This is a genomic window from Ideonella sp. A 288 (genome assembly GCF_002198735.1).
In the GTDB taxonomy this organism is placed as follows: domain Bacteria; phylum Pseudomonadota; class Gammaproteobacteria; order Burkholderiales; family Burkholderiaceae_C; genus Pseudaquabacterium.
Genome location: NZ_MWLO01000145.1, coordinates 24,506 through 48,946 on the forward strand (window position 1 = coordinate 24,506; position 24,441 = coordinate 48,946).

20 protein-coding genes are annotated in these 24,441 nt (G+C 71.8%); 3 read left to right on the forward strand and 17 right to left on the reverse strand.

Features of this window, described 5'->3' with window-relative positions; genetic code table 11:
• The first annotated feature begins 4 nt into the window (after positions 1–4).
• The 3 genes from rfbA (at position 5) to EOINJALH_RS23865 (ending at position 3,391) form a co-directional block, all read left to right on the forward strand.
• Positions 5–889, forward strand: coding sequence for a glucose-1-phosphate thymidylyltransferase RfbA (gene rfbA / locus EOINJALH_RS23855; protein ID WP_088284852.1), 885 nt, complete (start codon positions 5–7; stop codon positions 887–889).
• Between the two features lie 252 nt (positions 890–1,141).
• Complete coding sequence (locus tag EOINJALH_RS23860; protein WP_088284854.1) at positions 1,142–1,468, forward strand: hypothetical protein; 327 nt, start codon at positions 1,142–1,144, stop codon at positions 1,466–1,468.
• 336 nt (positions 1,469–1,804) lie between these two features.
• Entirely contained in the window at positions 1,805–3,391 is a 1,587-nt protein-coding gene (locus EOINJALH_RS23865; RefSeq protein ID WP_088284856.1) for a hypothetical protein, read from the forward strand.
• A 19-nt stretch (positions 3,392–3,410) separates the two neighbouring features.
• Here the strand turns inward: EOINJALH_RS23865 and EOINJALH_RS23870 are convergent, their stop codons facing one another.
• The 17 genes from EOINJALH_RS23870 to epsF all read right to left on the reverse strand — a co-directional run bounded on the left by EOINJALH_RS23870 (position 3,411) and on the right by epsF (position 24,427).
• Positions 3,411–5,429 (reverse strand): alginate lyase family protein, encoded by a 2,019-nt coding sequence (locus tag EOINJALH_RS23870; protein WP_158219876.1) that lies wholly within the window; start codon positions 5,427–5,429, stop codon positions 3,411–3,413.
• On the reverse strand, positions 5,426–6,871 hold the full coding sequence (locus EOINJALH_RS31945; RefSeq protein ID WP_158219877.1) for a hypothetical protein: 1,446 nt from the start codon (positions 6,869–6,871) through the stop codon (positions 5,426–5,428). Before EOINJALH_RS31945 ends, EOINJALH_RS23870 begins: the two co-directional genes overlap by 4 nt.
• An 11-nt stretch (positions 6,872–6,882) precedes the next feature.
• Positions 6,883–7,986, reverse strand: a complete 1,104-nt coding sequence (locus EOINJALH_RS23875) for a glycosyltransferase family 4 protein (protein ID WP_088284860.1) — start codon at positions 7,984–7,986, stop codon at positions 6,883–6,885.
• Between the two features lie 17 nt (positions 7,987–8,003).
• The gene (asnB, locus tag EOINJALH_RS23880) at positions 8,004–9,893 is read right to left on the reverse strand and encodes an asparagine synthase (glutamine-hydrolyzing) (RefSeq protein WP_088284862.1); all 1,890 of its coding nucleotides are present in this window, start codon (positions 9,891–9,893) and stop codon (positions 8,004–8,006) included.
• Positions 9,894–9,955: 62 nt separating this feature from the next.
• Entirely contained in the window at positions 9,956–10,981 is a 1,026-nt protein-coding gene (locus EOINJALH_RS23885) for an acyltransferase (protein ID WP_088284864.1), read from the reverse strand.
• Positions 10,982–11,014: 33 nt separating this feature from the next.
• Positions 11,015–11,800: a WecB/TagA/CpsF family glycosyltransferase gene (locus EOINJALH_RS23890; protein WP_234414007.1), complete on the reverse strand. Its 786-nt coding sequence runs from the start codon at positions 11,798–11,800 to the stop codon at positions 11,015–11,017.
• A gap of 4 nt (positions 11,801–11,804) precedes the next feature.
• Positions 11,805–12,278 carry a serine O-acetyltransferase gene (locus EOINJALH_RS23895; protein ID WP_088284866.1) on the reverse strand — a complete coding sequence of 158 codons (474 nt, stop codon included), beginning with the start codon at positions 12,276–12,278 and terminating at the stop codon, positions 11,805–11,807.
• Positions 12,275–13,450 (reverse strand): glycosyltransferase, encoded by a 1,176-nt coding sequence (locus EOINJALH_RS23900; RefSeq protein ID WP_088284868.1) that lies wholly within the window; start codon positions 13,448–13,450, stop codon positions 12,275–12,277. The genes EOINJALH_RS23895 and EOINJALH_RS23900 overlap by 4 nt, the downstream gene beginning before the upstream one ends.
• Before the next feature lie 24 nt (positions 13,451–13,474).
• On the reverse strand, positions 13,475–14,956 hold the full coding sequence (locus tag EOINJALH_RS23905; protein ID WP_088284870.1) for an O-antigen ligase: 1,482 nt from the start codon (positions 14,954–14,956) through the stop codon (positions 13,475–13,477).
• On the reverse strand, positions 14,953–16,260 hold the full coding sequence (locus EOINJALH_RS23910; RefSeq protein ID WP_088284872.1) for an O-antigen translocase: 1,308 nt from the start codon (positions 16,258–16,260) through the stop codon (positions 14,953–14,955). The genes EOINJALH_RS23905 and EOINJALH_RS23910 overlap by 4 nt, the downstream gene beginning before the upstream one ends.
• The gene (locus EOINJALH_RS23915; RefSeq protein WP_144290145.1) at positions 16,257–17,381 is read right to left on the reverse strand and encodes a glycosyltransferase family 4 protein; all 1,125 of its coding nucleotides are present in this window, start codon (positions 17,379–17,381) and stop codon (positions 16,257–16,259) included. Before EOINJALH_RS23915 ends, EOINJALH_RS23910 begins: the two co-directional genes overlap by 4 nt.
• Positions 17,378–18,514, reverse strand: a complete 1,137-nt coding sequence (locus EOINJALH_RS23920; protein ID WP_088284876.1) for a glycosyltransferase family 4 protein — start codon at positions 18,512–18,514, stop codon at positions 17,378–17,380. The genes EOINJALH_RS23915 and EOINJALH_RS23920 overlap by 4 nt, the downstream gene beginning before the upstream one ends.
• 6 nt (positions 18,515–18,520) lie before the next feature.
• Complete coding sequence (gene asnB / locus EOINJALH_RS23925; protein WP_088284878.1) at positions 18,521–20,491, reverse strand: asparagine synthase (glutamine-hydrolyzing); 1,971 nt, start codon at positions 20,489–20,491, stop codon at positions 18,521–18,523.
• A gap of 9 nt (positions 20,492–20,500) precedes the next feature.
• On the reverse strand, positions 20,501–21,184 hold the full coding sequence (gene epsI / locus EOINJALH_RS23930) for an exosortase-associated protein EpsI, B-type (RefSeq protein ID WP_088284880.1): 684 nt from the start codon (positions 21,182–21,184) through the stop codon (positions 20,501–20,503).
• Between the two features lie 10 nt (positions 21,185–21,194).
• Positions 21,195–22,070, reverse strand: coding sequence for an exosortase B (xrtB, locus tag EOINJALH_RS23935; RefSeq protein ID WP_088284882.1), 876 nt, complete (start codon positions 22,068–22,070; stop codon positions 21,195–21,197).
• A 21-nt stretch (positions 22,071–22,091) separates the two neighbouring features.
• Complete coding sequence (locus EOINJALH_RS23940; RefSeq protein WP_088284884.1) at positions 22,092–23,003, reverse strand: polysaccharide biosynthesis tyrosine autokinase; 912 nt, start codon at positions 23,001–23,003, stop codon at positions 22,092–22,094.
• Positions 23,003–24,427: a chain length determinant protein EpsF gene (gene epsF / locus EOINJALH_RS23945; protein WP_088284886.1), complete on the reverse strand. Its 1,425-nt coding sequence runs from the start codon at positions 24,425–24,427 to the stop codon at positions 23,003–23,005. The genes EOINJALH_RS23940 and epsF overlap by 1 nt, the downstream gene beginning before the upstream one ends.
• Positions 24,428–24,441 lie beyond the last annotated feature (14 nt).

Genomic DNA, 24,441 nt, shown 5'->3' on the forward strand with positions numbered 1-24,441 from the left:
TCGCATGACATCACGCAAGGGCATCATCCTCGCCGGCGGGTCCGGCACCCGGCTGCACCCGGCCACGCTGGCGGTGAGCAAGCAGTTGTTGCCGGTGTATGACAAGCCGATGGTGTACTACCCGCTGTCCACGCTGATGCTCGCCGGCATCCGCGACATCCTGCTCATCAGCACGCCTCAGGACACGCCGCGCTTCGAGGCGCTGCTGGGCGATGGCAGCCGCTGGGGCCTGAACCTGGGCTACTGCGTGCAGCCCAGCCCGGATGGCTTGGCGCAGGCCTTCATCCTGGGGCGCAGCTTCGTCGGCAAGCACCCCAGCGCGCTGGTGCTGGGCGACAACATCTACTACGGCCATGGCTTCCAGACCATCCTCGAGCGTGCCACCACGCGGACCTCCGGTGCCACCGTCTTCGCCTACCACGTGAACGACCCGGAACGCTACGGCGTCGTCGAATTCGACCGGCAGCGCCGCGCGATCAGCATCGAGGAAAAGCCCAAGGCACCGAAGAGCAACTACGCTGTGACCGGCCTGTACTTCTACGACGAGCAGGTCTGCGACATCGCCGCAGACATCAAGCCCTCGGCCCGCGGCGAACTGGAGATCACCGCGGTCAATGCGCGCTACCTCGACCTGGGGCAGCTCAACGTCGAGACCCTGGGCCGCGGCTACGCCTGGCTCGACACCGGCACCCACGACAGCCTGCTCGAGGCCGGGCAGTTCATCGCCACGCTCGAGAAGCGGCAGGGCCTGAAGGTGGCCTGCCCCGAGGAGATCGCCTACCGCGCCGGCTGGATCACCGCCGCGCAACTGGAGGCCCAAGCCCTTCCGATGCTGAAGAACGGCTACGGCCAGTACCTGATGCAGGTACTGCGCGAGCGGGTGCTCTGAACGGCCCTGCCGAGGTTCGCGCCGCCTCGGCCCCGTTCAAGTCGATCGGCAGCCTGCCGAAATAGAACCCGGGGTCTTCATCGCGATCGGCCGGGTGCGTCCCGACCTGGTCCATCGGTGCGGGCCCCGGTCCCGCCTGCACCGAGGCCAGGGCGTGCGTGCACGCCGCCCCGGTCGGGCGGCCCGTTCCAGCACCGTGTGCCGGCACCGCCCCGTGCGCTGCCGGTGCGGTGCGCCACGAGTCGAGCCCCCATGCACACGCCCGTCCGACCTTCCCTTGCCCTGCAGGCCGCCCTGCTGTCCGCCGTCCTGACCGCGGGCTGCGGCGGCGGCGCCGACGACAGGGCGCTGGCCGACGCCTCCGCCTCGACGACCACGGCGGCCGCCCAGACGCGGCGCGCCCTGGCCGCCGGCCCCGAGCGCCGCGTGACCATCGCGCGACCGGCCGACGACCTGGCGGTCAGCCCCCACGACGGCCTGCCCGACCCCACGGTGTCCCACCCCTCCCTGGTGCCGCCGGTGGCCTGGCCACCGACCCCGCCGGCCACCGAGACCGGCGGTTCCGCGTCGCGCGACTGACCCTGCGCCGCAGGCGCCGCCTCGGCCGTCCGGCAGCGGGCCGGCCACGGCGCGCCGTGCACTCGCGATGGAGCGCGCCCGATGCAGCGCGCGCCCAGCAGCGCCCAGCAGCGCCCAGTTCGCCCTCACGACATCCAGCGCCCAGCCAACCGCCGGCGCGCCAGCGGAACAAGGCGATGCGCGCCTTCGGATGACGGATGTCACGGTGTGTCGACCGACATGGCGCCCGTCCACCTGCGCCCCGGCGCCGGTTTGCCGAAAGCCATGGGGAGTGCCACGACGCAGCCCACCCCGAGCGATATCATGCCGACCGTCCGCCGATCGCGTCCCGAAGCGATGATCTCTCTCCTGCTGGCCTGTTCTGCCTTGTTGTCGGCCTGCGGTGGTGGTGGCGAGGACGACGTGTTCGCGGCCGATGCCGCGGTGGCGCCGGCCACGATGCCGATGGATCCGGCCGCCCTGCCGCTCGACCTGGCCGCCAAGTCTGCGCGGCCCCTGCCGGTGCCGGCCTGGACGTCGACGGTGGCCGCCGTCACCCCGCCGCCGACGGCCGCGCGGCCGGACTCTGCCCAGAAGGTGGGTACCCGCACGGCCGGCACGCCCTACGTCGAGATCTTCGAGCCCCTGGCCACCGATGCCAGCGGCTCGGCCACGGCCGGCGTGCTGCCCAACCATTGGGGCGGGCACCAGACCCGCGTCACGGTGCACCGCGACGGCACCGTGCGGGCGCTGATCCTGTTCAAGGACGGCGCCGGCAACCTGGCCTGGCGCCTGATGAAGCGCGCGGCGGCCGAGAACTCGGCCTGGGTCGCCGAAGGCAGTGCCAAGACCCAGGACGACGCGGTGCTGCTGCGCGACCCGGTCAGCGATGCCGCTCTGGTGGTGGCCTGGCCGGCCTCGGTGCCCACCGTGTACGCGACGCCAGCGCTCACGCCTCGCGCGCTGCCCGGCACCTGGCAGGTGATGGGCAAGGACTCGCGCCACTACAGCGGCGCCGGCATCGCCCCCGATGGCACGCTGTGCCTGAAGGCCTCGGTGGAACTGCCCACCGCCGTGCCCACCTCCAACACCGACACCAGCTACCTTTGCGGCAAGCCCGGCCTGCAGGGCGGCGCCGGGCAGTGGTTTGCGCAGCAGACCCGGCACATCGGTGACCGCCACGCCTACGACTACCTGTTCCCCACAGTGGTCGACGGCAGCCTGTCGCTGGTGGCCACGGCCACCCGCGACCTGTACAAGACCGCCGCCGGGCTGCCCGACCTGGCGGGCTTCCCCTATGTCTTCAATGGCACGCGGCAGTACGTGGCCGGGGCTTCGAGCAGCGCGCGCTGGAGCCAGGCCGACATCGTCGAGCCGCTGCCCACGCCGGCGAACGCCACCGCCTCGCCGCTGATGTGGCAGGTCGACGGCCTGCTCGACAGCCGCCAGCGCCTGCTGGTGGTGACCTACGCCGACTCACCAACCGACGCCAGCATGCGCGGCTTCCACTTCAAGGCCACCAACCTGGCCGGGGCCACGCTGGCCTCGATGAAGCTGGGCACCCTGCCCCCCTACGGCAAGGTGCGCCTGTTCGAGGACGCGCGCCAGCGCCTGTGGCTGCTGCACAGCAATGCGGGGACGACGCAGTCCGAGCTGACGCTGTACCGGGTGGACGAGACCACCGACGGCAGCGGACGCACAGTCTTCAGCCTGAGCGGCAAGACCGACCTCAGCGACGCCGCCTACCCCTACGCCATCGAAGGCAGCCCGATGCTCGCGGTGGCGCGCGGCGGCAACGACGGCAGCCTGGCCATCGACGGCCTGTTCGCCGCCTGTGCCACGCCGTATGTGCGCGGCACCGCCTTCTCCAGCGCCAGTTGCTACGGCGCCGATGGCCGCGGCACCCAGCGGGTGTTCCACTTCCGCATCCGGCTGCCCGACTGACGGGCCAGGCACACCGCCGTCAGATCACCTGCAAGCGCGTCAGCACCCGCTGCCCCGGCCGCAGCCGGCTGCTCACCACCAGCACCGGCGCCGGCGCGCGGTGGTAGAAGCGGTCGGACACCCAGCCCTGCGGCGGCGACGACGCGCCCTGCACCACCGACGCCGACAGGTCGTCGCCCAGCGCCTCGATCAGCAGCGCGTGCACGCGGCCGGCCACGCGCCATCCGCCGCCGGGCACCTGCTCGACCCTGGCATGCGCCGGCGCATGCCAGTGCCAGGCCACGTCGTGCGGCTCGGCGCAGCCCAGCCAGTCCTCGACCTCCAAGCGCCGCGCGGCGCGGTCGAGCCGCACGCGGCGATGGTGCACCACCGGGTCGCGCAGGTGGCCATAGCCCGTGTGATGGGCGACCACCTCGAGGCTGTCGCCGTCGTCGCGCAGGCTGTCCACCGTGCAGGCCACGTCGCGCAGCCACAGGAACGAGCCGCCGTAGATCGACTGATCGCAGCCGTCGACCTCCAGCGTGTTGTGCGCACGGGTGCTGCGGAAGAAGTGCCGCCACGCCGGCTCGGTGTTGTAGCAGTAGGTGCCCGGGTCGACCAGCAGCGGCTCGCCACCGACCGACAGTTGCAGCGACAGCGCATCCGCATGGCCATGACCGGCGATGCCGTGGTAGCCCAGTGGGCCCACGTCGAACTGCGCGCGCAGTTCGTGCGGCGTGTGCAGGGCATCGCCGAGCAGCACGATGCCGGCGTCGGAAAACACCGTCGGCAGCGCGGCCGGAACCTCGTCCGCCGGGTCTTGCGGCGGCGCAGGCGTCGGCGGCAGCAGCCAGGCCACCTGCGCCCCGGCGGCATGCCGCACCAAGGCCGCTTTGGCGGCCACGTCCGACCGGGCGGTGAGGGCCGCGCCCATCGCCACCAGCGCCGCATACTGGCTGAAGTGGGGCGACGGATCGAGGCGGAACACCTCGCCGTCGTCGGCGTCGCCGTACATGGGCACGTTGCCGTCACAGTCCATCAGCGCCGCCACGGCGGCCAGCGCCAGGCCGATGCGATCCCACGCCGCCGGCGAGAGGTCGTCGCCGCTGGCCGTGCCGCACAGCGCCGCCGCCAGCACGAACTGCAGCGCGAACTTGTGATAACACATCGCCTGCTCGGCATTCAGGCCGTCGGCGCCAAACTGCAGCTGCAGCTCGCGCTCCAGCTCGCGCCGGGCCTGCTCGCGCAGTGGCCGGGTCTCGGCCCAAAGGTCCCAGGTGTGGGCCGCGACGAAGACCCCCGCCACCTCGCCGAGCAGGTGGTTGTTGGCCGACGAGTGGCGCGAGTAGTTGTCGCTGGCGAAGCGGATGTGCTGGTAGACGCTGCCCATCCATCGATCCAGCAGCGCGGCCCCCGCGGCGCCATCGAACATCGGGCTGGCGCGTCCGCCCACCAGATGCCACACCAGGCTCCAGACGATCAGGCGCACGCCGTGCTCGACCGGCGACGACCAGTTCGGCCCCAGCGGATAGGGGCACTCGGCGAGCCAGCCGTCGAGCAGCGTGCGCAGGCGGTCCAGGTAGGCCCGCCGTCCCGTCATCGCCCAGGCCTGCGCCAGCGGCAGCCACCAGACGTGGCGGTTCATCTCCCACAGGAACTTCACGTCCACGCCGTCGGGCAGGTGGCGGAAATCGATGAACAGGCCGAATCGATGGGGCGGCGTCCAGCCGCTGCGCGGGTCGGCGTTCCAGTGCACGTCGGCCGCGGTGGCATGGCCGAACAGCGTCGGCCCCGCGGTCAGCAACTGGTCGGCAGCGGCCAGCAGGTCGGCACGCGAACCGGCATCGATCTCGCCGGCCTCGGGCACGCGGCACCAGGCCGGGCCGAAACGGGCATCACCGGCGCGCGGCGGCACGCACCGCGCATCCCCGATGCCGGCGCGCTGCATCAACATGCGCAGCGCCTCGGTCAGCCGGTGCGGCAGTTCGCCCGGGGCCATGCGCTGCAGTCGGCGGCGCAGCCACACCAGCCGCTGCAGGCGCGGACGGCGGTGGGTCATCGAGGCAGCCCCGCCACCAGTGCCGCGCCCAGGTAGCGCTCGATCGGCAGGTGCTGGATCAGCAGCCGCTGCTTGCCCCGCGCGGTGCGCTCGATCGACGCCACCTCCTCGACCTGCACGCGGCAGCCGCCCTGGGTCTTGTCGAACACCGCCTGCGCCAGGTCGCGGCGCTGGTCGGGCGTCAGCGGCCGCAGCGGCACCACGCGCAGGATCAGCAGGCCGGGCTCGTGCTGCTCGAACTGCAGCCGCAGGCAGTGGTCGAGCTGGTCGAAGTGCGCCGCGCCCAAGGTGGTGATCGAGACCAGCCGCTGGTCGTGGCAGACGACGAACTCCTGCACCCGGCCCTCGATGCGCTCGCACACCGGGTGGCCCGGCCACTGCGGATTCGGCCCCGAGCCCAGCACCGCGTAGTCGCCGGTGCGATAGCGAATGAAAGGCATGACCGCATTGTCGAAGCTGGTGCCCACCAGTTCGCCCACCGCGCCGGGCGTGGTGACGGGCCGGCCCGCCTCGTCGATCAGTTCCAGGTGGCCGTAGTGCGGCCAGAAGTGGTAGCGCGGGTCGTCGGCCAGCGTGTGCGCGAACAGCACGCGCTCGGAATGGCCGTACTGCACGATCACCGGGCATTCGAAGAAGGCCTTGAAGGCGGCCAGATGGTGCTCGAACACCGACTCGGACGTGAGCAGCACGCCGCGCACCTCACCCAGCAGGTCGGACAGGCCCTCGCTCTTCAGCCACGCCAGCAGCGGATAGAGCGCCGACGGGTAGGCATGCACCCAGCGCGGCTGCCACTGGCGCAGGGCTTCGGCATAGCGCGGCATGTGCTGGGGCTCGAGGTGGTCGGAACTGAGGATCAGGTGGCGCTTGATCGGCTCGTACATCCACAGCCGGCCGTCGGCCTGGGCCGCGCCCGCCACGGTGCGGCCGCGCAGCGCCAGCACCACGCCGTCGCCATCGGTGCCGCAGCGCTCGGCCAGGGTGTTGACGGCCGCCCACTCGCGCGCGCGGGTCACTCCTTTTTCGAGGTAGAAGCTCATCGGCACGGCCGTGGAGCCGCCGGTGAACATCTTCAGCCGCTGCGCCGGCCGGGCGGCCTCGCTGAGGTACTGGCCGAGATTGGCCTTGAGCTGGGCCTTGTCGAGCAGCGGCAGTTGCGACAGCACGCCGAAGGGATCGTCGCGCACGCGGCCCAGCAGGCCGGCGTGGGCGCGGTAGGCCGGCACGCTGGCCAGGGCCACCTGCAAGGTGTCGGCCAGTTGCGCGGCGATGGCCTCGGGATCGGGCCACGCGGCCTCGAACCGCGCCTTGAACCGCGCGTAGCCCGCCCCGAAGCGCACCGACTCGGGGATGTGCGCATAGGCGCCGCCGACCACCGACTTCACCCACTGCGGCGACGCGGTGTAGTGGCCCAGCAGGCGGTGGAGGTGGTCGTCGATGGGCATGGTCGCGCGCCTCAGGGCCGGCTGGCCTGGGCTTGGCGATCGGCCGCGCGCGGCGCGATGCCCAGGCGCTCGTAGATCGCCCCCACGCGCTGCAGCACCTGCTCGGCACCGTAGCGCTGCGTGGCCCGCTCACGCGCCGCCCGGCCCAGCCGCTGGCGCAAGGCGTCGTCGCCCAGCAGTCGGTCGAGCGCCTGCGCCAGCGCCTCGACATCGCCCGGGGGCACCAGCAGGCCGTGCACGCCGTCGTCCACTGCCTCGGGGATGCCGCCCACCGGGGTGACCACCACCGCCTTGCCCTGCGCCATGGCCTCGAGCATGGCCATCGGCAGGCCCTCGTCGTGCGAGGGCAGCGCGAAGATCTGCGCCCGCTCGAACTGCTCGGTGCGCTGCGCCGGACCGACCCAGCCGAGCACCTCGACGCAGTCCTGCAGGCCGTGCTGCGCGATGTGCGCACGCAGCGCCTCGAGCTCGCCGTCGCCACCGATGGCCAGGCGCAGCGCCGGGTGCCGCTCGCGCAGCCGCGCCACGGCGTCGACCAGCGCGAAGGTGCCCTTGCGCTGGCCGATGCGGCCGAGGAACAGGATGCGCTGGCCTTCTTCGGCCCGCGCCGCCACCCCGCTCGGCAGGCGCACCGGGTTGGCCACGACCTCGATGCGCGCGCCAGGCGCCAGGCCCTGCATGAAATCGGCCCAGGATTGCGACAGCGCCACCACCTGCGAGCTGCGCTCGAGCGTGCGGACGACCCAGCGGCGCATCCAGCCGTAGCGCAGGCCGCCGACGAAGCGGTGGAACTCGGCCCCGTGCAGGTGGAACACCGTGGGCACGCCGAAGCCGCGCGCCAGCGCCAGATAGATCGACTTGCGCACGAAGCTCACGTCGGACGCCGACTGCGCGTGCAGCAGCGCCACCTGGCCGCGCAGCAGCAGGCCCAGCAGATTCAGGCCGCCGCGCGCCGCCCACCACAGCTTGGCCAGCCTGCCGTCGTTGACATGCGACACCACGTACTTCACAGGGTAGCGGTCCGCCAGGCCGTCGGCCAGGTAGATCGAAACCACCGAGGCGATGCCGCCCTGCCCTGCGGGGTCCGGTCCGATGATCACGACGTGTCTGGTCATGGCGTGTCCGCCCGCGCCTACAGCGACAGCCCGCGGGCGCGGACCCACAGCTCGAGGTTCAGCAGCATCCACAGCAGCTTCTGCCGGTTGACCTGGCCCGACATGTGCTCGTCCACATGGCGCGCCAGCACCTCGCGCCGCAGCAGGCCGGCCACGGTGGAACCGGTCCCCAGCAGCAGGTCGCCGACCATGTCGCGCATCGACGTGCGCAGCCACACCTCGGTGGGCATGCTGAAGCCCACCTTGGGCCGGTCGATGATGGTGGCCGGCAGCAGCGGCCGCACCGCCTGCTTCAGGATGTGCTTGCCGCGCCGGCCGTGCAGGCGCCAGCCGTCGGGGAAGCTGGAGGCCAGCGCGATCACCTCGTGGTCCATGAAGGGCATGCGCGCCTCCAGGCCGGCCGCCATGGTCATGCGGTCGCCGCGCTCGAGCAGGTTGTCGGGCAGCCAGCTGGTCTGGTCGAAGTACAGCACGCGGCGCAGCGCCGAGGTGCCGGCCTGCACGTCGAACGGGTAGGCGGCGCTGCCGGACAGGTCGGACGGCCACGCACCGCACAAGGCCTGCACCTCCTGCGGCGACAGCGCGCCGAACCAGCGCGGCATGCGCTCCTCGGCACGCGCCAGGCCCATCGAATCGACCACCGTGCGGATGCGCCCGGCCAGGGCCGGCAGCCGGGTCGCCCAGCGCTCCAGCAAGTGGTGGCGCAGCAGCGTCGGCAGGCGCTGGTAGCGCCCGGCGTGCGGCTCGAACACGTACTTCGGGTAGCCGGCGAAGACCTCGTCGCTGCCCTCGCCGCTGAGCACCATCTTGACGTGCCGGCGGGCCTCGCGCGAGAGCAGGTAGATCGGCACGTCGGCCGGCTCGGCGATCGGCGCATCGCGGTGGAAGGCCGCCAGCGGCAGCGCGTCCTGCATGTCCTTCGGGCTGATCAGCAGTTCGTGGTGCTGGGTGCCGAAGCGCTCGGCCACCAGGCGGCAGTACGACAGTTCGCTGTAGGCCGCCTCGGCGAAGCCGACCGAGAAGGTGCGCACCGGCGTGGCACTGCACTGCGCCATCAGCGCGACGATGGCCGACGAGTCGATGCCGCCGGACAGGAACGCACCGAACGGCACGTCCGACTGCATCTGCAGCCGCACCGTCTCGGCCAGCCGCTCGCGCAGGGCCTCGGCCGCCGAGGCCGGGGTGTGCCTCGCCGCTGGCGGCGAGGCCACCCAGGGCCGCGCATCGGGCGGCTGGAACCAGCGCCGCTCGGTGCAGCCCTGCGCCGTCCACACCAGCAGGCAGCCGGGCGGCAGCTTGCGCACGCCGCGCACCCAGGTGGCCGGACCCGGCACGTAGCGGTACTGCAGGAAGTGCGCGAGCACGTCGCGGTTGAGCCGCGCGTCCAGGCCCGGGAAGCCCAGCAGCGCACCCAGTTCGGAGGCGAAGGCCAGCGTGCCGTTCACCTCGGCCAGGTACAGCGGCTTCTCGCCATACCGGTCGCGCGCGATCAGCAAGCGCTGCCGCGGCCCGTCCCAGAGGGCGAACGCGAACATGCCGCGCAGGTGCTGCACGCAGTCGTCGCCCCAGGCCTGGTAGGCGTGCAGCAGCACCTCGGTGTCGGACGTGGTGTGGAAGGTGTGGCCCAGCGCCTGCAGTTCGGCGCGCAGTGCACCGTGGTTGTAGATCTCGCCGTTGAAGACCAGTTGCAGCGCGCCGTCTGCTCCGGCCATCGGCTGGTCGCCGGTGACCAGGTCGATGATGGCCAGCCGGCGATGCCCAAGGCCAACCTCGCGCCGGCCATCGGCCAGCGCACAGCGCACCATGCCCGCGCCGTCGGGGCCGCGGTGGGCCACGGCGTCGGTCAGCGCGGCCAGCACGCGCGCGCCGTCCGCCACCACGCCGGCGTAGCCGGCTATGCCGCACATGGCGAGTCCTTCGGGCTGGCGCAGCCGCGGAAGTGATGGAAGATGAAGTGCATGGCCAGTGTCTAACGCGTGATGCGGTCGAGCCAGGCGACCCGGGAGAAGATCAGGCGCTGCGCCACGATGGGCAGCACCAGGCCGGCCACCAGCAGCACCGGCAGGGCCACGGCGAAGCGCCAGCCATCCCAGCCGGTGGTCATCAGGATCATGGCCCTCACCAGGCCCAGCGCGAGCGAGTTCATCAGGTAGATCGTCAGCGAGGCCGTGCCCAGCACCACCAGCACTTGCGCGGCGCGCCCGGCCCCCAGCCGAAGCGCCACCGCGTGCGCCGCCGGCACCGCCGCCAGGCCCAGCACCGTGGGCTGCACCGCCGCCGGGCTGAGCGCGATGGCCCCCACGAACGCGCCCAGGGCCACCCACCAATGCCGGCGCAGCCAGGGGACCCAGGCGTCGCGGTGTGCCACGGCCCACTGGCCCAGCAGAAAGAACACAAGGTAGCGCGCGGTCTGGTGCAGGGCAAGGAGATTGGTCACGCCCACGTAGACCGACAGCAGGTGCAGCCCCGCCGCCACGAGCAGGGCCGACACCGGCGCCCCGGGCAGCCAGGCCAGCAGCGCGATGGCCAGCAGTTCCACCTGCAGCAGCGCGACGATGAACCACAGGTACGACGCAAAGCCACTGGTCGGGTAGAGCACCAGGTTGGCCAGATCCGTCCACAGGTGCTGCACCGGCCGGTCGACCGGCAGAATGCCCGCGGCCAGCGACTTGGCCACCAGCACGATGGCGGCGAACAGCAGGTAGGCGGGCAGCAGCCGCGCGGCGGTCTTCTTCCAGCGCGCCAGGCGGGTGTCGGCCGGCCCGATGAAGAACACGTAGCCGCTGAAGAAGAAGAACAGCCCCATGTGGAAGCTGTAGAGGCAGGCGTTCATGGTGGCGTACCACCCGTTGCCGGCCGGATGGATGTCGCGCGCGACCACGTGGCCCAGCACCACCAGCACGATGGCCAGGCCCTTGGCGACGTCGACGTCGATCAGGCGCTCGGCAGCGCGCGGCGCCACGCCGACCGTGGGGGACGGCCGTGGCTCAGCCATGGGCCCGCTCCGCGGCGATGACGAGGGGCGCTGTCATCGGCCGCCCCCGCGCGCATCGCGCCTCGACGTGCGCCACTCGGTCCACAGCAGGCCGATGAAGGCCATGTCCTCGATGAAGTAGCGGCGGAACATGCGCCGCGGCTCCTGCAGGAAGCGGTAGAACCACTCGAGGCCGCTGCGCTGCATCCACACCGGCGCCCGCTGGACGGCGCCCGTGACCACGTCGAAGGTGCCACCCACGCCCATCGCGAAGGGCACCTGCATGTGCTGCTGCCAGCGGCTGAGGAACTCTTCCTTGCGTGGCGAACTGATGGCCACGAAGAGCAGCTGCGCGCCCGATCGGCGGATCGCCTCGGCCACGGCCTCGTCCTCGCCGGCCGGCCAGTAGCCGTTGCGGTGGCCGACGACATCGACCGCCGGGTTGCGCTGGCTGTACAGCGCGCGCACCTGCGCGACCACCGGTTCGCGCGCGCCCAGCAGGTACACCTTCCAGCCCCGCTGCGCGGCCCGCTGCATCAGCGCCTCGAACAGGTCCACCCCGGTGACCCGCTCCTTCAGCGGCCGGCCCAGCAGGCGCGACGCCCACACCACCGGCATGCCGTCGGCATTGACCAGCGCGCAGGCGTTGATGATCTCGCGCAGCTGCGGGTCACGCGCCGCCTTCACCAGCTTGTCGACGTTGACGACCACGTGCTGGTGCGGCCGGCCGCTGGCGATGAAGCCTTCGACGCGGTCGACCGTCTCCCGCATGTCGAGGTTGTCGATGCGGCAGCCCATCAGCGCGATGTGCGGGCTCGGCGGTGGGGAGGCGGCGCTCATCGGTTCATTCGTCCCGCGGGGGCGGCGGCGTCGACGGCGCGGGGGCCGGGCCCCACCCGTCCTGGATGCGGACCACCCGGGCTGGCACGCCCACCATCACCGCGCCGCGGGGCACGTTGTGCAGCACCACGGCGTTGGCGCCGATCACCGCGCCGGCGCCCACGCGGATGGGACCCAGTACCTTCGCGCCGGAGCCGATCTCGACATCGGATTCGATCACCGGCACGGCGTGGTGGCCGCTGCGCCCGCCCACCGTCACGCAGGTGCCGATGGTGACCCGGTCGCCGATCACCGCGCGCGCGTGGATGACCGTGCCGAGGCCGGAGTAGCCCAGCACCACGTCGCGCCCCAGCTGGACCGACGGCGGCAGGGCCACCGAGTACACCAGCCGATTCACCGCGTACAGCAGGCGCGGCAGCACCGGCACGCCGGCGCGGTGGGCCCGGTGGGCGAGGCGGTGGATCCAGAGGGGTGTCATGCGCCAGGGGTGGTCTGGTGGACCGGTGCGGCGGGCGCGCGCCCGTAGGCGGCATACAGGCGCAGCAGCGCGTCGACCGTGGTGCCGATGGTGGCATGGGACTCGACCCATTGCCGCTGTTCGGCGGCCACGGCGTCGCGGCAGGCGTGCACTTTCAGCACGGCCTGCGCCAATGACAGCGGGTCGCGGTCGCCGACCACCTGCCAGGGCTGCGGCAGCAGCCGGGCGATGTCGGAGAAGTCGGTGGCCACCACCGGCGTGCCGGCGGCCATGGCCTCGAGCACGACATTGGGCGACCCCTCGCGCCGCGAGGTGGACAGCAGCACGTCGGCCGCGCCGATGAGCTCCAGCGCATCGGGGCGCTGGCCTGCCAGGCGCACGTGCTCGCCCAGGCCGGCCGCGGCAATGCGGTCGCGCACCGCCGCCTCGTAGCGGGTGGAGGCATCGGCCACGGTGTTGGCGTACTCCAGCCGGTCGCCGAAAGAGGCCCCCACCAGCAGCAGGCGCCAGCGCGGATCGAGGCCAACGAGGTGGCGGATCACCTCGATGGCCAGCAGCTGGTCCTTGGCTTCGTTGAAGGACCCGACCAGCACGGCCAGGCGGATGTCGCTGCGCCCGAAGAAACCGGTGCGAGGATCCGGCCGGGTGGCCGCCAGGCGCCGGTCGATGCCGACCAGGTCGAGTCCGTTCCACACCACGTGGGCGTGCCGATCGGGCAGGCCGAACAGGGCCCGCGCCTGCACCCGGCCGCGCTCCGAGTTGGCGATCACGCCCGACACGAAGGGCCGCACCGGCCAGTGCGCCAGCCACTGCGCCCTGCTCAGGCGGTAGTCGCTGCTGCGCTCGGCGCACAGCACCGGCACGCCCAGGCCCAGGGCCGCCACGGTGGCGTACCAGTTGCCGTCGAAGAGGTAGCCGTGCACGACGTCCGGCCGCCGGCTGCGCAGGAAGGCCCGCAGGCGCCGCACCACGGCCAGGTCCAGCCGCGAGCGCTTGCGGTCGACGACCACCTCGACACCGGCGGCCTGCAGGGCGGCGATGCGCGGCGCGTGGTCGGTGAGCAGGTACACCACCGCCTCGTGGCCCCGCCGGCTCAGCTCGGCGGCGATGAGCATCAGCTGGGATTCGGCCCCGCCATAGCCCAGGCCGCTGATCACCGACAGGATCTTCATCGGGTGCCGTTCCTCGCCGCGCACTCAGGTGGGCCGGCGGCCCGTGGCCCGGTCCAGCGGCGCCGGGCGCATGCCGAAGCCTCGCCGACGGGGCTGGCCGGCCCCCGCCGCCTGTGCGCGGGGCACCAGGTGCAGGTGCGCAAACAGCAGGCCGAGCGAGAACCAGACGAAGGTCTGTTCGGGGAAGGGCATGAAGTGACCATTGGTCATGCCCATCACCAGCACGCCGGCGAAGGATGCGCCCGCACCGGCGAAGAAGCGCTGCATCAGCGGGCTCACCTCGGCATGGTGCGACAGCTGCCAGAAGCCGCGCAGGTGTCGGTAGTAGACGTAGAGGATGGCCATCAATCCGAGCAGGCCGAGGTCGAGCAGGATCTCCAGGTAAAGGTTGTGCGGATGGTTGGCCACGTAAATCCCGGAGCCCACGGCGTCGCTCCACGACGTGGAGCCCAGGCCACGGCCCCACAGCGGGCTCTTCGCCACCTCGGGCAGCAGCAGTTGCCACACGGCCACGCGGCCCGCGGTGAGCGGGTCGTCCAGGCGCTCGGCGGCCTGGGCCACTGCGCCGGACTGCATGCCCGTGGTCACCCGTTCGCGCACCGCTTCGGGCGCGACGATCAGGCCGATCACCGCCAGCACCACGGCCACCAGCATCACCGCGACACGGCGGGTGCGCAGCAGGTACAGCAGCACGACGACCAGCAAGGCCAGGAAAGCGCCGCGCGAAAAGCTCAGCACGACGGCGGTGGCCACCACGGCCAGCGACACGGCGCACAGCGCCCGCACCAGCACGTTGCGGATGCCGCCGACGATGAACAGCATCGGCCCCGCGGCCGACATCAGCATCAGCCCCATCTCGTTGGCGTGGTAGCCCAGCGGGCCCATGAAGCTGCGCTGCGCCTGCAGGTTCGACAGCGTGAGGCCATAGACGCCGATCAGCACGAAGACCGCGATCGACGGCAGCACCGCCCCCGCCACCATCAGCGCCAGCCAGCGCTCCGGCTTCTTGCTGGTCTTCACTGCATTGGCCAACAGCCAGGCGAAGATGACGAAGCCCAGCGGCTTGAGGTAACGGGACTTGAGGAAGCTGAACGGCTCGTAGAACGGTGCGTCGACCAGCCCGACGTTGCGCGCGCCCTGTGCCAGGTAGGGCCAGGCGATCAGGATGCCGAAGGTGATGGGCACCAGGTACAGCGCCACGAAGTAGGTGGGCGGCTTGACCAGCTCGCGGCGCCGCATCATGGTCTGGAAGACGAAGGCCACCAGCGTGGCGGCGATCAGGTAGTTGTTGACGTTGAAGCCACTGGTCTGCGGCAGCAGCGGCGATGCCGACCAGGGCAGCAGCACGATCAGGCAGGCCACGCCGACGCGGTAGTCGCGCACGATGAACAGCATCGGCAGCACCGGCGCGAACAGCACCAGGGCCGTCGGCCCGCCGAACAGCGCCGCCGCCACGCCGGTGAGCACGCCCACGAACGCCAGGCCGAGCAACAGAAGCCACTTCATCGCGAATCCTCGTCCGGCGCGCGGGCCGGGACAGTCCAGAGCAGCCCGCGCAGGGCCACCGCGGCCAGCAGCAGGTGGCAGGCGCTGGCCAGCGCATAGGCCACGCTGACACCCTGCACGCCGAGCCGTGGCATCAGCAGCACGACACCCCCGTAGAACAGCGCCGGCACCAGCACCTCCAGCAGAACATACCACCCGGTGCGCACCTGCGACACGAGCACGAAGCCCAGCGTCCAGGCGCCCATCTTCAGCACGTCGCCGGCCAGTTGCCAGGGCATGATCTCGGCCACCGGCGCGAACGACGGCGCGAACACCCAGCGCACGACCGTGACGCGCAGCAGGCCGATCACCAGGGCCAGCACCGCCGTCACCGCCACCGCAACGGCCAGCGTGCGCAGCACCTCGGCGCGCAGGCGCGGCGCATCGCCGGCCAACTGGCCCAGCCGCGGCATGAAGTACAGCGACACCGAGGTGGTGATGATCTGCGTGTACACCTCCGACAGTCGCCACGCGGCCTGCCAGTGGCCGGCGGCATCGAGCGTCAACCCCGTGGCCGCCGCGTCGCGCACCAGCAGCATGGACAGCGGCGTCAGCACCGCATGGGCCAGCAGCATCGGGTAGAAGCCGGCGATGCGCCGCGCCTCGGTGGCGTCGAAGGCGCCCTTGAACAAAGGCCACGACAGGCGCGTCGAGCCCGCCAGGCACCAAGCCGTGACCGGCAGCGCCACCAGGTAGGTGACGATCGAGCCGACCAACCCGCCGTGCAGGCCCCACAGCCAGCAGGCCGGCGCGAAGATGGCCAGGCTGAGCACGGTGACGATGACGTTCGAGCCGACGACGCGGCCCATGTCGCCGACGCCGTTGAGCGCCGACACCAGCAGGCCATTGACCATCACCGCGGCCACGGCGGCACCGGCCAGCACCATCACCCAGGCCAGCGAGGCATCGTGCAGCAGCCAGTCGGCCACCCAGGGCGCCAACACGGCCAGCAGCAGCGCCAGCCCCACGGCCAGCACCAGCGTCAGGCGGGCCGCGGTGCCCAGCAGGCGCGTCAACCGCGCGCGGTCGTCGCGGACCTCGGCGCCCACCCGCACCACGGCCGTGTTCAGGCCGCTGCCCAGCAAGCCCTGGCACAGGGTGACGAAGGTGTTCAGCTGGGCCACCAGCGCCAGGCCCGACGGGCCCAGGTACACCGCGCTGACCTTGATGCTGACGAAGCCGCACACCAGGCGCACCAGCGCCTGGCTGCCACCGAGCCCGAAGGCGCGGGCCAGGCCGGCACCGAGGACGGGCCGCAGCGTCATGGCCCGGCCTCCACGCCGAAGACGCGTCGATAGCGTGGCAGCACGGCCTGCGGTGCATGGTGGCGGGCCAGCGCGGCGCGGCAGGCCTCGCCCTGCCGCTGCCAGGCCTCGGGGTCGGACAGCAGGCCGTCGATGCGCGCCGCCATGTCCGCCAGGTCGGTGCAGGCCACCGTCGACGACCCGCCCTCGCCCACCTCCGGCTGCACGAACGACAGGCTGGGCACGCCGCGCACCCAGGCCTGCAGGAAGGTGTTGGGAAAGCCCTCGGCCGACGAGGTGTTGACGAGCAGGGCGGCGCCGTCGAACCAGCGGCCGATCTCGGCCGGCGGCACGAAGCCGATGAAGCGCAGGTTGGGCAGCGCCGCCGCGGCCTGGGCGATGCGGTCGTGGAAGGCCTGCGCATCGGGTGCCGAGCCCAGCCCGCCGATCATCACGAAGCGCCGCTGCGGCAGCCGGGCGGCCAGGTCGATCAGCGCCTCGGGCCGCTTGATGGCGGCGATGCTGCCGACCCACAGGATCGGGCCGTCGAGGGCCCCCTGCCCGGCCCCGGGCTCGACGTGCAGGTTCGGGATGACCACGCCCTCGCGGCCCTGCGTGCCGCGCAGCCATTCGGCCTGCGCCCGGTTCTGCAGCACGAAGGTGTCCACCCAGCGCAGGCTCAGCCGGAACAGCGCATCGTCGCGCCGGGTGAGCAGGGGGTTGCGGCCCGGGCGGAAGTCGAGGTCGCTGGCCGCGGCGTACACCAGCCGGCAACCGCGGCGCCGCGCGTACCAGGCCGCCGGCAGCAGGTAGCCGGTGGCGGTGCGCACGTAAACGCTGTCCGGCTTCAGGGCGTTCAGCCGCGCCACCACGTCGGTCAGGCGCGGCACCAGCCAGCGCAGGCCCTTGACCCAGCGGCCGCGGTGCTCGGGCAAGCGGTACACCTCCACGCCCTGCGCGACGCAGCGCTCGGGCTGGCCAAAGTCCTGCGACAGCAGCGAGACGCGGAAGCCATCGGCCACCAGCAGGCGCATCAGCATGGCCTGCTGGATCTCGGCGCCGCCGGCGATGCCTGCGCCGGTGCCCGGCACCAGCGACGGGTAGGAGCCCGGCGCCACGAAGCAGACGTGGGGCCGGGTCATGCGCCTGCCCGCCCGTGCGGCACCGGCCCGCACACCAGGCCGTCGAAGAGCTGCTCGTAGGCGTCCACCGCCGAGGCCACCGAATGCTGCTGCTCGGCGCAGCGGCGCGAGCGCTCGGACAGGCGCTGCCAGTGCGCGGCATCGGTCTTCAGGCGGCGCAGGCGCTGCACCATGTCGTCGAGCGAGGCGGCCACCTCGCTCACCGGCGCGCCGTCGACCTGCACCTCCGGGTCGAAGAAGGCCAGCGAGGGCACGCCGCGCGACCAGGCCTGCAGGAAGGTGTTCGGAAAACCCTCGGCCACCGAGGTGTTGACCAGCACCGACGCGCCGTCGAACTGCGCACCGACGTCGGCATGCGGCACGAACCCGGTGCGCTGGAGGTTGGGCAGGCCGCTGTCGGCGGCCAGCGCCTGCACATCGGCCGCCGAACCGCCGCCCACCAGGCGGAAGCGGAACTCGGGCAGGCGCCGCGCCAGTTCCACCAGCAGCTCGGGCCGCTTCAGCGGCTTGACGGTGCCCACCCAGAGGATGTCGCCCGACGGGCGGCCGGTGGCCGCTTCCTTCGGGTGGCAGCTGGGGATGCGCGAGGACTGCCTGGCGAACATCGCGCGGCAAGCCTGGTGCTGCCGCGCGGTCTGCACCACCACGGCGTCGGCCTGGCGCACCGCCCAACGGTACAGCGCACGGTCGCGACCGTAGCGGATCCAGGGCAGTTCGGGCGCGAAGTCGGGGTCGGCTGCGCTGGCGAACACGCTGCGGCGCCGGTGCCAGCGCGCAAAGGCCACCACGAAGGCGGTCATCGCGCCCGCCGAGCGCTGGTAGTAGACCTCGGCGTCGGCGCGGCGCATGGCGCGCCACACCGAACTGAGCCCCGGGTGCAGGAAGCGCAGCACCGGCCAGCCGGCCCCCGGCGCGTGCATGCGCCACACGCGCACGCCGTCGACCACCACGCCATCGGGCTGGCCGTGGTCCAGGCACACCATCGACACCGCGTGGCCGCGACGGGCCAGTTCGCGCGCCAGCAGCACCTGCTGCACCTCGGCCCCGCCGACCACCGGCACCGTGCGGTCGCGGGCCAGCACCGGCCAGGCCATGGGTGCGACGAAGCAGACGCGTCGGTGGGCGCTGGCCATGGCCGCTCACGCGCGCGGCGTGCGCGGCACGGCAGCGGCCAGGGGCGACTCCATCCAGCGCTCGTGCCACATCTGGAAGGCCAGCATCAGCCACACCGGCTGGGTCGACAGCGCATCGCCTGCGTCGAAGCGCCGGCGCAGCGCCTGCACCGTGGGCGGGTCGAACAGACCCTGGCCGGCGATGCGCGTCGGCGACAGGTAGCACTCGATCAGCGAATGCAGGCCGCCGCGCAGCCAGCGCTCCAGCGGGATGGCAAAGCCCTGCTTGGGCCGGTCGATCAGTTCGCGCGGCACGTGCCGGTACAGCACCTTGCGCAGCAGGTGCTTCGGGCCCAGCGGGCCCTGCCGCAGGGCGTAGGGCAGCGCGAAGGCGAACTCGATGAGGCGGTGGTCGAGCAGCGGCTCGCGGCCCTCGATGCTGGCGCGCATGGTGGCGCGGTCGACCTTGGTCAGGATGTCGCCGGGCAGGTAGTTGTGCAGGTCCCACAGGCACATCTGCCCGCCGCCGTTGCCATGGAAGGCGTCGGCCGTGGCGCGCGTGTCGGGGGCCGCGCCCAGCAGCGGCCGCAGCAGGCGGTCGGGCCAGTTGGCCTCGCGCAGGGCCTGGTCGAAGATGCCGCCGACGCTGCCCACGCCGATGCGGTCGCTGATCTTCGCGAAGCGCACGGTGGTGGCGTAGCGCAGGCGGCGCAGGGCCTCGCCACCCGCGGCCTGGGCCGCCAGGGCGTCGTCCATGGCCTGCCAGGGCACGGTGCGCAGGGCCGCCCCCACCGAGCGGCGCAGCCAGGCCGGCTTGCTCAGCAGGCGTTGCGCCTGGGCGGTGATGCCGGTGTAGGTGGTGTAGCCGCTGAACAGTTCGTCGCCGCCATCGGCCGACAGCACCACCTTGACCTGCTCGCCCGCAACGCGCGACACCAGCAGCGTGGGAATGCCCGACGAATCGCCGAAGGGCTCGTCGTACAGGTCGCCCCACGAGGGCAGCGTGCGCATGGCCTCGTCCACCGACAGCACGCGCGTGTGGTGCTCGGTGCCCAGGTGGCGGGCCACCGCCTCGGCATAGGGCGCCTCGTTGCGTTCGGCCTCGTCGAAGCCGATGGTGAAGGTCTTGATGCGCTGGCCGCCGTGCTTCTGCAGGATGGCCGCCAGCATCGACGAATCGATGCCGCCCGACAGGAACACGCCCACCGGCACGTCGGCGATCATGCGGTAGCCGAAGGCGCTGGTCATCAGCGCCTCCAGCCGGTCGGCCAGCGACTCCTCGCTCTCGCCCGGTGGATGGGCGGGCGCGTCGAGGACGCTCCAGTAAGCTGTTTCCTGAAGGTGGCCAGCGTCGTCCAGCTCGAGCCAGTGGCCGGGCCGCAGCTTGAACACATTGCGGTAGATCGAGCGCGGGTCGACGATGTAGCCGTAGCGGAAGTAGTCGACCATCGCGTCGCGGTCGAGCGCCACCGGCCAGCCGCCGAAGGCCCGCAGCGCCTTCAGCTCGGAGCCGAAGTACAGGTCGCGGCCGTCCCAGGCGTAGTACAGCGGCTTGACGCCGACGCGGTCTCGGATCAGGTAGAGCTTGCGCTGCGGCCGGTGCCACAGTGCAATCGCGAACATCCCGATGAAGCGGCGCAGCGCCTCGCGCACACCCCACTGGCCGAAGGCGGCCAGGATGACCTCGGAATCGCCGGTGCCGGCGAAGCGGTGGCCCAGCGGCTCGAGCTCGGCGCGGATCTCGCGGAAGTTGTAGATCTCGCCGTTGAAGACCATGGCCCACTGGCCGTCGGCCGAGAACATGGGCTGGTGGCCATGCGCCGACAGGTCGAGGATGGACAGGCGGCGATGGCCGAGGCCGACGCGGCCGTCGTCGGACAGCCACTGGCCGCCATCGTCGGGACCGCGGTGGTACAGCGAGGCCACGGCGGCGGGCAGGTCGGCGGCCGCGCCGGCCGTCGCGCCGGCGCCCACGAAGAAGCCCGCGATGCCGCACATGCCCGGTCCTCAGACGCCGCCGACGAGGCGGCGGCGCAGTTCGGGCACCAGGCTGGCCAGCAGCTCGTTGGCGAAGGCCAGGTGCTGGGCGAATGCGCCGGCGGCGTCGGCATCGAGGCTGGACACGCGCACCAGGTAGCCGTCGGGGATCAACCCCGACATCGCATAGCGCAACTGGGCCAGCTCGCGTTCCAGGTAGGTCAGCACCACCTGGTCACCCATCGTGAACCAGTAGGTGACCGGCTCGATGCGCTGGCCCTGCGTGGCCACCATGCGGGTGCCCTGGATGGCACGGCCGCCCAGCACCAGCGGCAGACGCTCGAGCCGGCTGATGCGGAAGCCCTGTGCCGAGTAGCACACCTCCTGCCGGTGCGCGCGCAATTGCTGGTTCTGCTTGGAGCCGTAGGTGATGGACAGCATCACCCGCTGACCGGCCGGGTTGACGTAGGTGCGGCTGAGGATCTGGTCGTAGATCTGGTTCAGCACCGCCTGCTGGTCGGGCGACGGCGGCAGGGGCACGATGGACGTGTCCAGGCTCCAGCGGCCCACGGTGCGCGGCACGGCCTGCTCGAGGTCGAAGACCTCGCGGCTGTCGGCCAGCTTGCGGCGCGGCACGGCCACCACGCTGGCCACCTGGGCACCCGCCAGCAGGCCGGCCACGATGAACGAGCGGCGCAGCGCGGTCTTGCTCATCGGTGCCTGCTCATCGCTTCTTGCGCGTGCCGAACACGATGTCGAGCACCGAATCGACCAGCATCATCAGCGTGAGCGCGACGATGAACAGCACCATGCCGGCGAAGTCGTGCACGAAGCCCTGGCCGGCCTCGTCGCCGAAGTAGTAGGTGACCAGCACCAGGATCATCACGCGGACGATGTTCGAGCAGAACGAGACCGGGATGATCAGGATGGCCAGCGCGATGTTGCGCCAGCGCGAGGTGTGGCCCACGATGTTCATGTACAGCAGCCCCAGCGCCTCGAGCGAGAACATCGAGTTCAGGCCGGCGCAGGCGTCGGCCACCAGCAGCTGGTAGGGCCCGACGCTGAGGATCACGCCGCTGCGCGCGACCGGGTAGCCGGCCGAGTACAGCAGGTGCTCGGCCACCCAGGACACGCCCTGCTTGAGCGGCTGGGTGAGCATGTCCACCACCGGACCGGGCAGCGGCACCGCGAACAGGATGAAGAAGATCGGAAAGGCCAGCAGCCGCGCGGTCTTCCAGCCGAAGGTGACGGCGATGCCGCCGGACAGCAGCGGGATCAGCGCGAAGACCTGGAACATCAGGATGTTCTGCAGCCGCCCGACCAGGTAGATGAGCAGCCCTGCCACCAGCACCAGCCAGCCGTCCCAAGAGGCCGGCTGCGCCTCGCGCGCCGAGGCGGCCAGGCTGTCGCGGCGGCGCCAGGCCAGCCACAGCACCACCCCGAAGATGATCGGGCCGTGGCCCTGCTCGTCGGTGTTCCAGACCTGCCGGGCCAGCTGCCCGACGACCGGCACGAAGGCCACCAGTAAGCCGACGGCCAGCACCAGCAGCGCGGGCAATGCGGAATCACCCGATCGCCAGGCGGACAGCTCGAACTTCATGGGGGCCGACCGCGCGCGGGATCAGAACTCGTTCAGGATGACGCCGGCCAGCTTCGAGGGACCGTCGGCCAGCGTGCCGACCAGGTCCTGCAGGGCGCGCACCCGCGAGCGGTTCTTGCGCGCCACCACCAGCGCCGAGCCGCAGCGCGACGCGATCACCGTGGCATCGGCGCCGTACTGGGCGGCGGGCGTGTCGACCACCACGTGGTCGAACTTGCCGCACAGCTCGCGGATCAGCAGGCCGAAGGCGGGCCGCTCGATGAGCTCGAGCGGATTCGGCGGCGTGATGCCGACCGGCAGGACGAACAACGACGGCACGTCGGCCACCGGCTGGATGACCTTGGATTCCTGCCGGCCCGACAGGATGCCCGACAGGCCCGCCTTGTTCGACAGATGGAACAGCTGGTGCTGCCGCGGCCCGCGCATGTCGGCGTCGATCAGCAGCGTGCGTCCACCCAGTTGCGCCAGGCCGATGGCCAGGTTGGCGGACAGATAGGTCTTGCCGTCGCCGGACTCGGGGCTGACCACCGCCAGGGCGCGGCGGGCCTCGCCCTCCAGGCCCATGCGCATGATGATCTGGCTGCGCATGGCCCGCAGCGCTTCGGCCTGCACCGAGAACGGCTGGCTCAAGGCCACCAGTTCGGCGCTGAGCTTGCGGCGCGCCTCGGGCTCGTAGGGGTAGTGGAACTGCTGAGCCAGCGCGTACAGCACGTCGTCGTTGCTGGCCAGGCCCAGCGAGACAGCGGCCTCGCCGAAGCGGATGCCACGCTCGCGCTGGTGCGCCAGGATGCGCTCGACATCGGCGGCGCTGAGATTGCGCAGCTCGCCGATGATGTCGCCGATGGAGCGGTCGCGCACCTCGTGCGGCAGCTCGGCGTCGGAGAACTGCGTGTCTGCTGTCGACAGGTTGGTGGTTTCGCGGAGGGAGGCCATCAGGTGCTCCTGCCCGGCAACTGGCCGACGATGCGCTGCTGCATCAGGGCGGGCTTGTTGCGCGTCAGGCTCAGGCGCGAACTGCCCGGCCGCGGCATCACGCCGAGCACCGGCAGGCCCAGGGCCTCGGGCAGGTCGTCGGGTGTGCGGATGCGGCGGTCGACGAACTCCATCGCCATGATCGCGCCCAGCGCCAGCAGCAGGCCGACCAGCGCCGACAGCGTGGTGTTCAGCACCACCTTGGGCGACGACGGCTGCAGCGGCGGCGAGGCCTGCGACAGCACGTAGGCGTTGCCCTGCGTGGTGAGGCTTTCGTTGCTGGTCTGGTTCAGGCGCGTGAGCATGGTGTCGTAGGTGCGCTGCGCGTTCTCGACCTCGCGCATCAGCACCGCGCCTTCGTCCCGCACCGCCTTCAGCTTGAGCAGCTTGGCCCGCTGGGCGTCGACGGCCGAGCGGATCTCGCCTTCGCGCTGCTTGTTGATGGAGTTGCTGACCGTGACGCCGCCGGTGACACGCCGGGTTTCGCTTTCGAGGCGCGCGCGCAGTTCGTTGATGTTGGCCCGCGTCTCGATGACCTGCGGGTGGTTGTCGCCGTAGCGCGAGAGCAGCTCCTGCAGCTTGGCCTCGAGGCGCGACAGATCGACCTTGTACGAGGACAGCACGGTGTTGCCCAGCACCTCCTGCATGCGGTCGGACGCGCCGGCCTGCGCCTGCGTCTGCCGGCTGCGCGAATCGGCCGAGGCCGACTGCATGGTGACCAGTTGCGCCGACAGCTCGTTCATGCGCGAGGTTTCAACGTCGAGCCGTTCGTCGGTGGCCAGCAGGCCGTTCTCGCGCTGGAAGGCCGACAGCTTGGCCTGCGACGCCTCGAGCGCCTCGCGCGCCGACTTGGACCGCGCGTCGAAGAAATTGGCCACCTGCTTGGCCGGGTCGACCCGCATCTCGACGGCGGTGTCGAGGTAAGCCTGCACGAAGGCATTGGCCAGCGCGGCGGCGAACTTCGGATCCTGGCCACGGAAGGCCACGGTGATCAGGTTGGACTCGCGCGAGGGCTTGGCGTCCAGCGCCTTCTGGAACGACGACGACAGCCACTGGTCGATCGTGCCTTCGCCACCCGACTCGAGCCACTGCTGGCGCACCTGGGGGTTGTCGGCCAGCTTGAGGTTGCGCACCACGCGCTGGGCGACCCGGTCACTCTGCAGGATGTCGACCTGGGTCTGCAGGTAGGCCGGCGCCAGCTGGCCCGGGTACATCACGCCGGCGATCGGATCGGGCTTGACGTCGATGACCAGCGAGGCCGTGGCCGAGTACTGCTTGGGCAGCATCAGGCTGACGCCGAGCGTGGCGCCGACGGTCAGCAGGAAGATCAGCAGGCCGATCCACTTGCGGGCTGCCAGGATCGACAGGAACTGGGAGAAGGTCATGCGGATGCGTCCGG

What these genes read in the sequence shown, in the direction of transcription:
- rfbA (WP_088284852.1), top strand. Translation starts at nt 5, where the DNA reads ATGACATCACGCAAGGGCATCATCCTCGCCGGCGGGTCCGGCACCCGG.
- EOINJALH_RS23860 (WP_088284854.1), top strand. Translation starts at nt 1,142, where the DNA reads ATGCACACGCCCGTCCGACCTTCCCTTGCCCTGCAGGCCGCCCTGCTG.
- EOINJALH_RS23865 (WP_088284856.1), top strand. Translation starts at nt 1,805, where the DNA reads ATGATCTCTCTCCTGCTGGCCTGTTCTGCCTTGTTGTCGGCCTGCGGT.
- EOINJALH_RS23870 (WP_158219876.1), bottom strand. Translation starts at nt 5,429, where the DNA reads ATGACCCACCGCCGTCCGCGCCTGCAGCGGCTGGTGTGGCTGCGCCGC.
- EOINJALH_RS31945 (WP_158219877.1), bottom strand. Translation starts at nt 6,871, where the DNA reads ATGCCCATCGACGACCACCTCCACCGCCTGCTGGGCCACTACACCGCG.
- EOINJALH_RS23875 (WP_088284860.1), bottom strand. Translation starts at nt 7,986, where the DNA reads ATGACCAGACACGTCGTGATCATCGGACCGGACCCCGCAGGGCAGGGC.
- asnB (WP_088284862.1), bottom strand. Translation starts at nt 9,893, where the DNA reads ATGTGCGGCATAGCCGGCTACGCCGGCGTGGTGGCGGACGGCGCGCGC.
- EOINJALH_RS23885 (WP_088284864.1), bottom strand. Translation starts at nt 10,981, where the DNA reads ATGGCTGAGCCACGGCCGTCCCCCACGGTCGGCGTGGCGCCGCGCGCT.
- EOINJALH_RS23890 (WP_234414007.1), bottom strand. Translation starts at nt 11,800, where the DNA reads ATGAGCGCCGCCTCCCCACCGCCGAGCCCGCACATCGCGCTGATGGGC.
- EOINJALH_RS23895 (WP_088284866.1), bottom strand. Translation starts at nt 12,278, where the DNA reads ATGACACCCCTCTGGATCCACCGCCTCGCCCACCGGGCCCACCGCGCC.
- EOINJALH_RS23900 (WP_088284868.1), bottom strand. Translation starts at nt 13,450, where the DNA reads ATGAAGATCCTGTCGGTGATCAGCGGCCTGGGCTATGGCGGGGCCGAA.
- EOINJALH_RS23905 (WP_088284870.1), bottom strand. Translation starts at nt 14,956, where the DNA reads ATGAAGTGGCTTCTGTTGCTCGGCCTGGCGTTCGTGGGCGTGCTCACC.
- EOINJALH_RS23910 (WP_088284872.1), bottom strand. Translation starts at nt 16,260, where the DNA reads ATGACGCTGCGGCCCGTCCTCGGTGCCGGCCTGGCCCGCGCCTTCGGG.
- EOINJALH_RS23915 (WP_144290145.1), bottom strand. Translation starts at nt 17,381, where the DNA reads ATGACCCGGCCCCACGTCTGCTTCGTGGCGCCGGGCTCCTACCCGTCG.
- EOINJALH_RS23920 (WP_088284876.1), bottom strand. Translation starts at nt 18,514, where the DNA reads ATGGCCAGCGCCCACCGACGCGTCTGCTTCGTCGCACCCATGGCCTGG.
- asnB (WP_088284878.1), bottom strand. Translation starts at nt 20,491, where the DNA reads ATGTGCGGCATCGCGGGCTTCTTCGTGGGCGCCGGCGCGACGGCCGGC.
- epsI (WP_088284880.1), bottom strand. Translation starts at nt 21,184, where the DNA reads ATGAGCAAGACCGCGCTGCGCCGCTCGTTCATCGTGGCCGGCCTGCTG.
- xrtB (WP_088284882.1), bottom strand. Translation starts at nt 22,070, where the DNA reads ATGAAGTTCGAGCTGTCCGCCTGGCGATCGGGTGATTCCGCATTGCCC.
- EOINJALH_RS23940 (WP_088284884.1), bottom strand. Translation starts at nt 23,003, where the DNA reads ATGGCCTCCCTCCGCGAAACCACCAACCTGTCGACAGCAGACACGCAG.
- epsF (WP_088284886.1), bottom strand. Translation starts at nt 24,427, where the DNA reads ATGACCTTCTCCCAGTTCCTGTCGATCCTGGCAGCCCGCAAGTGGATC.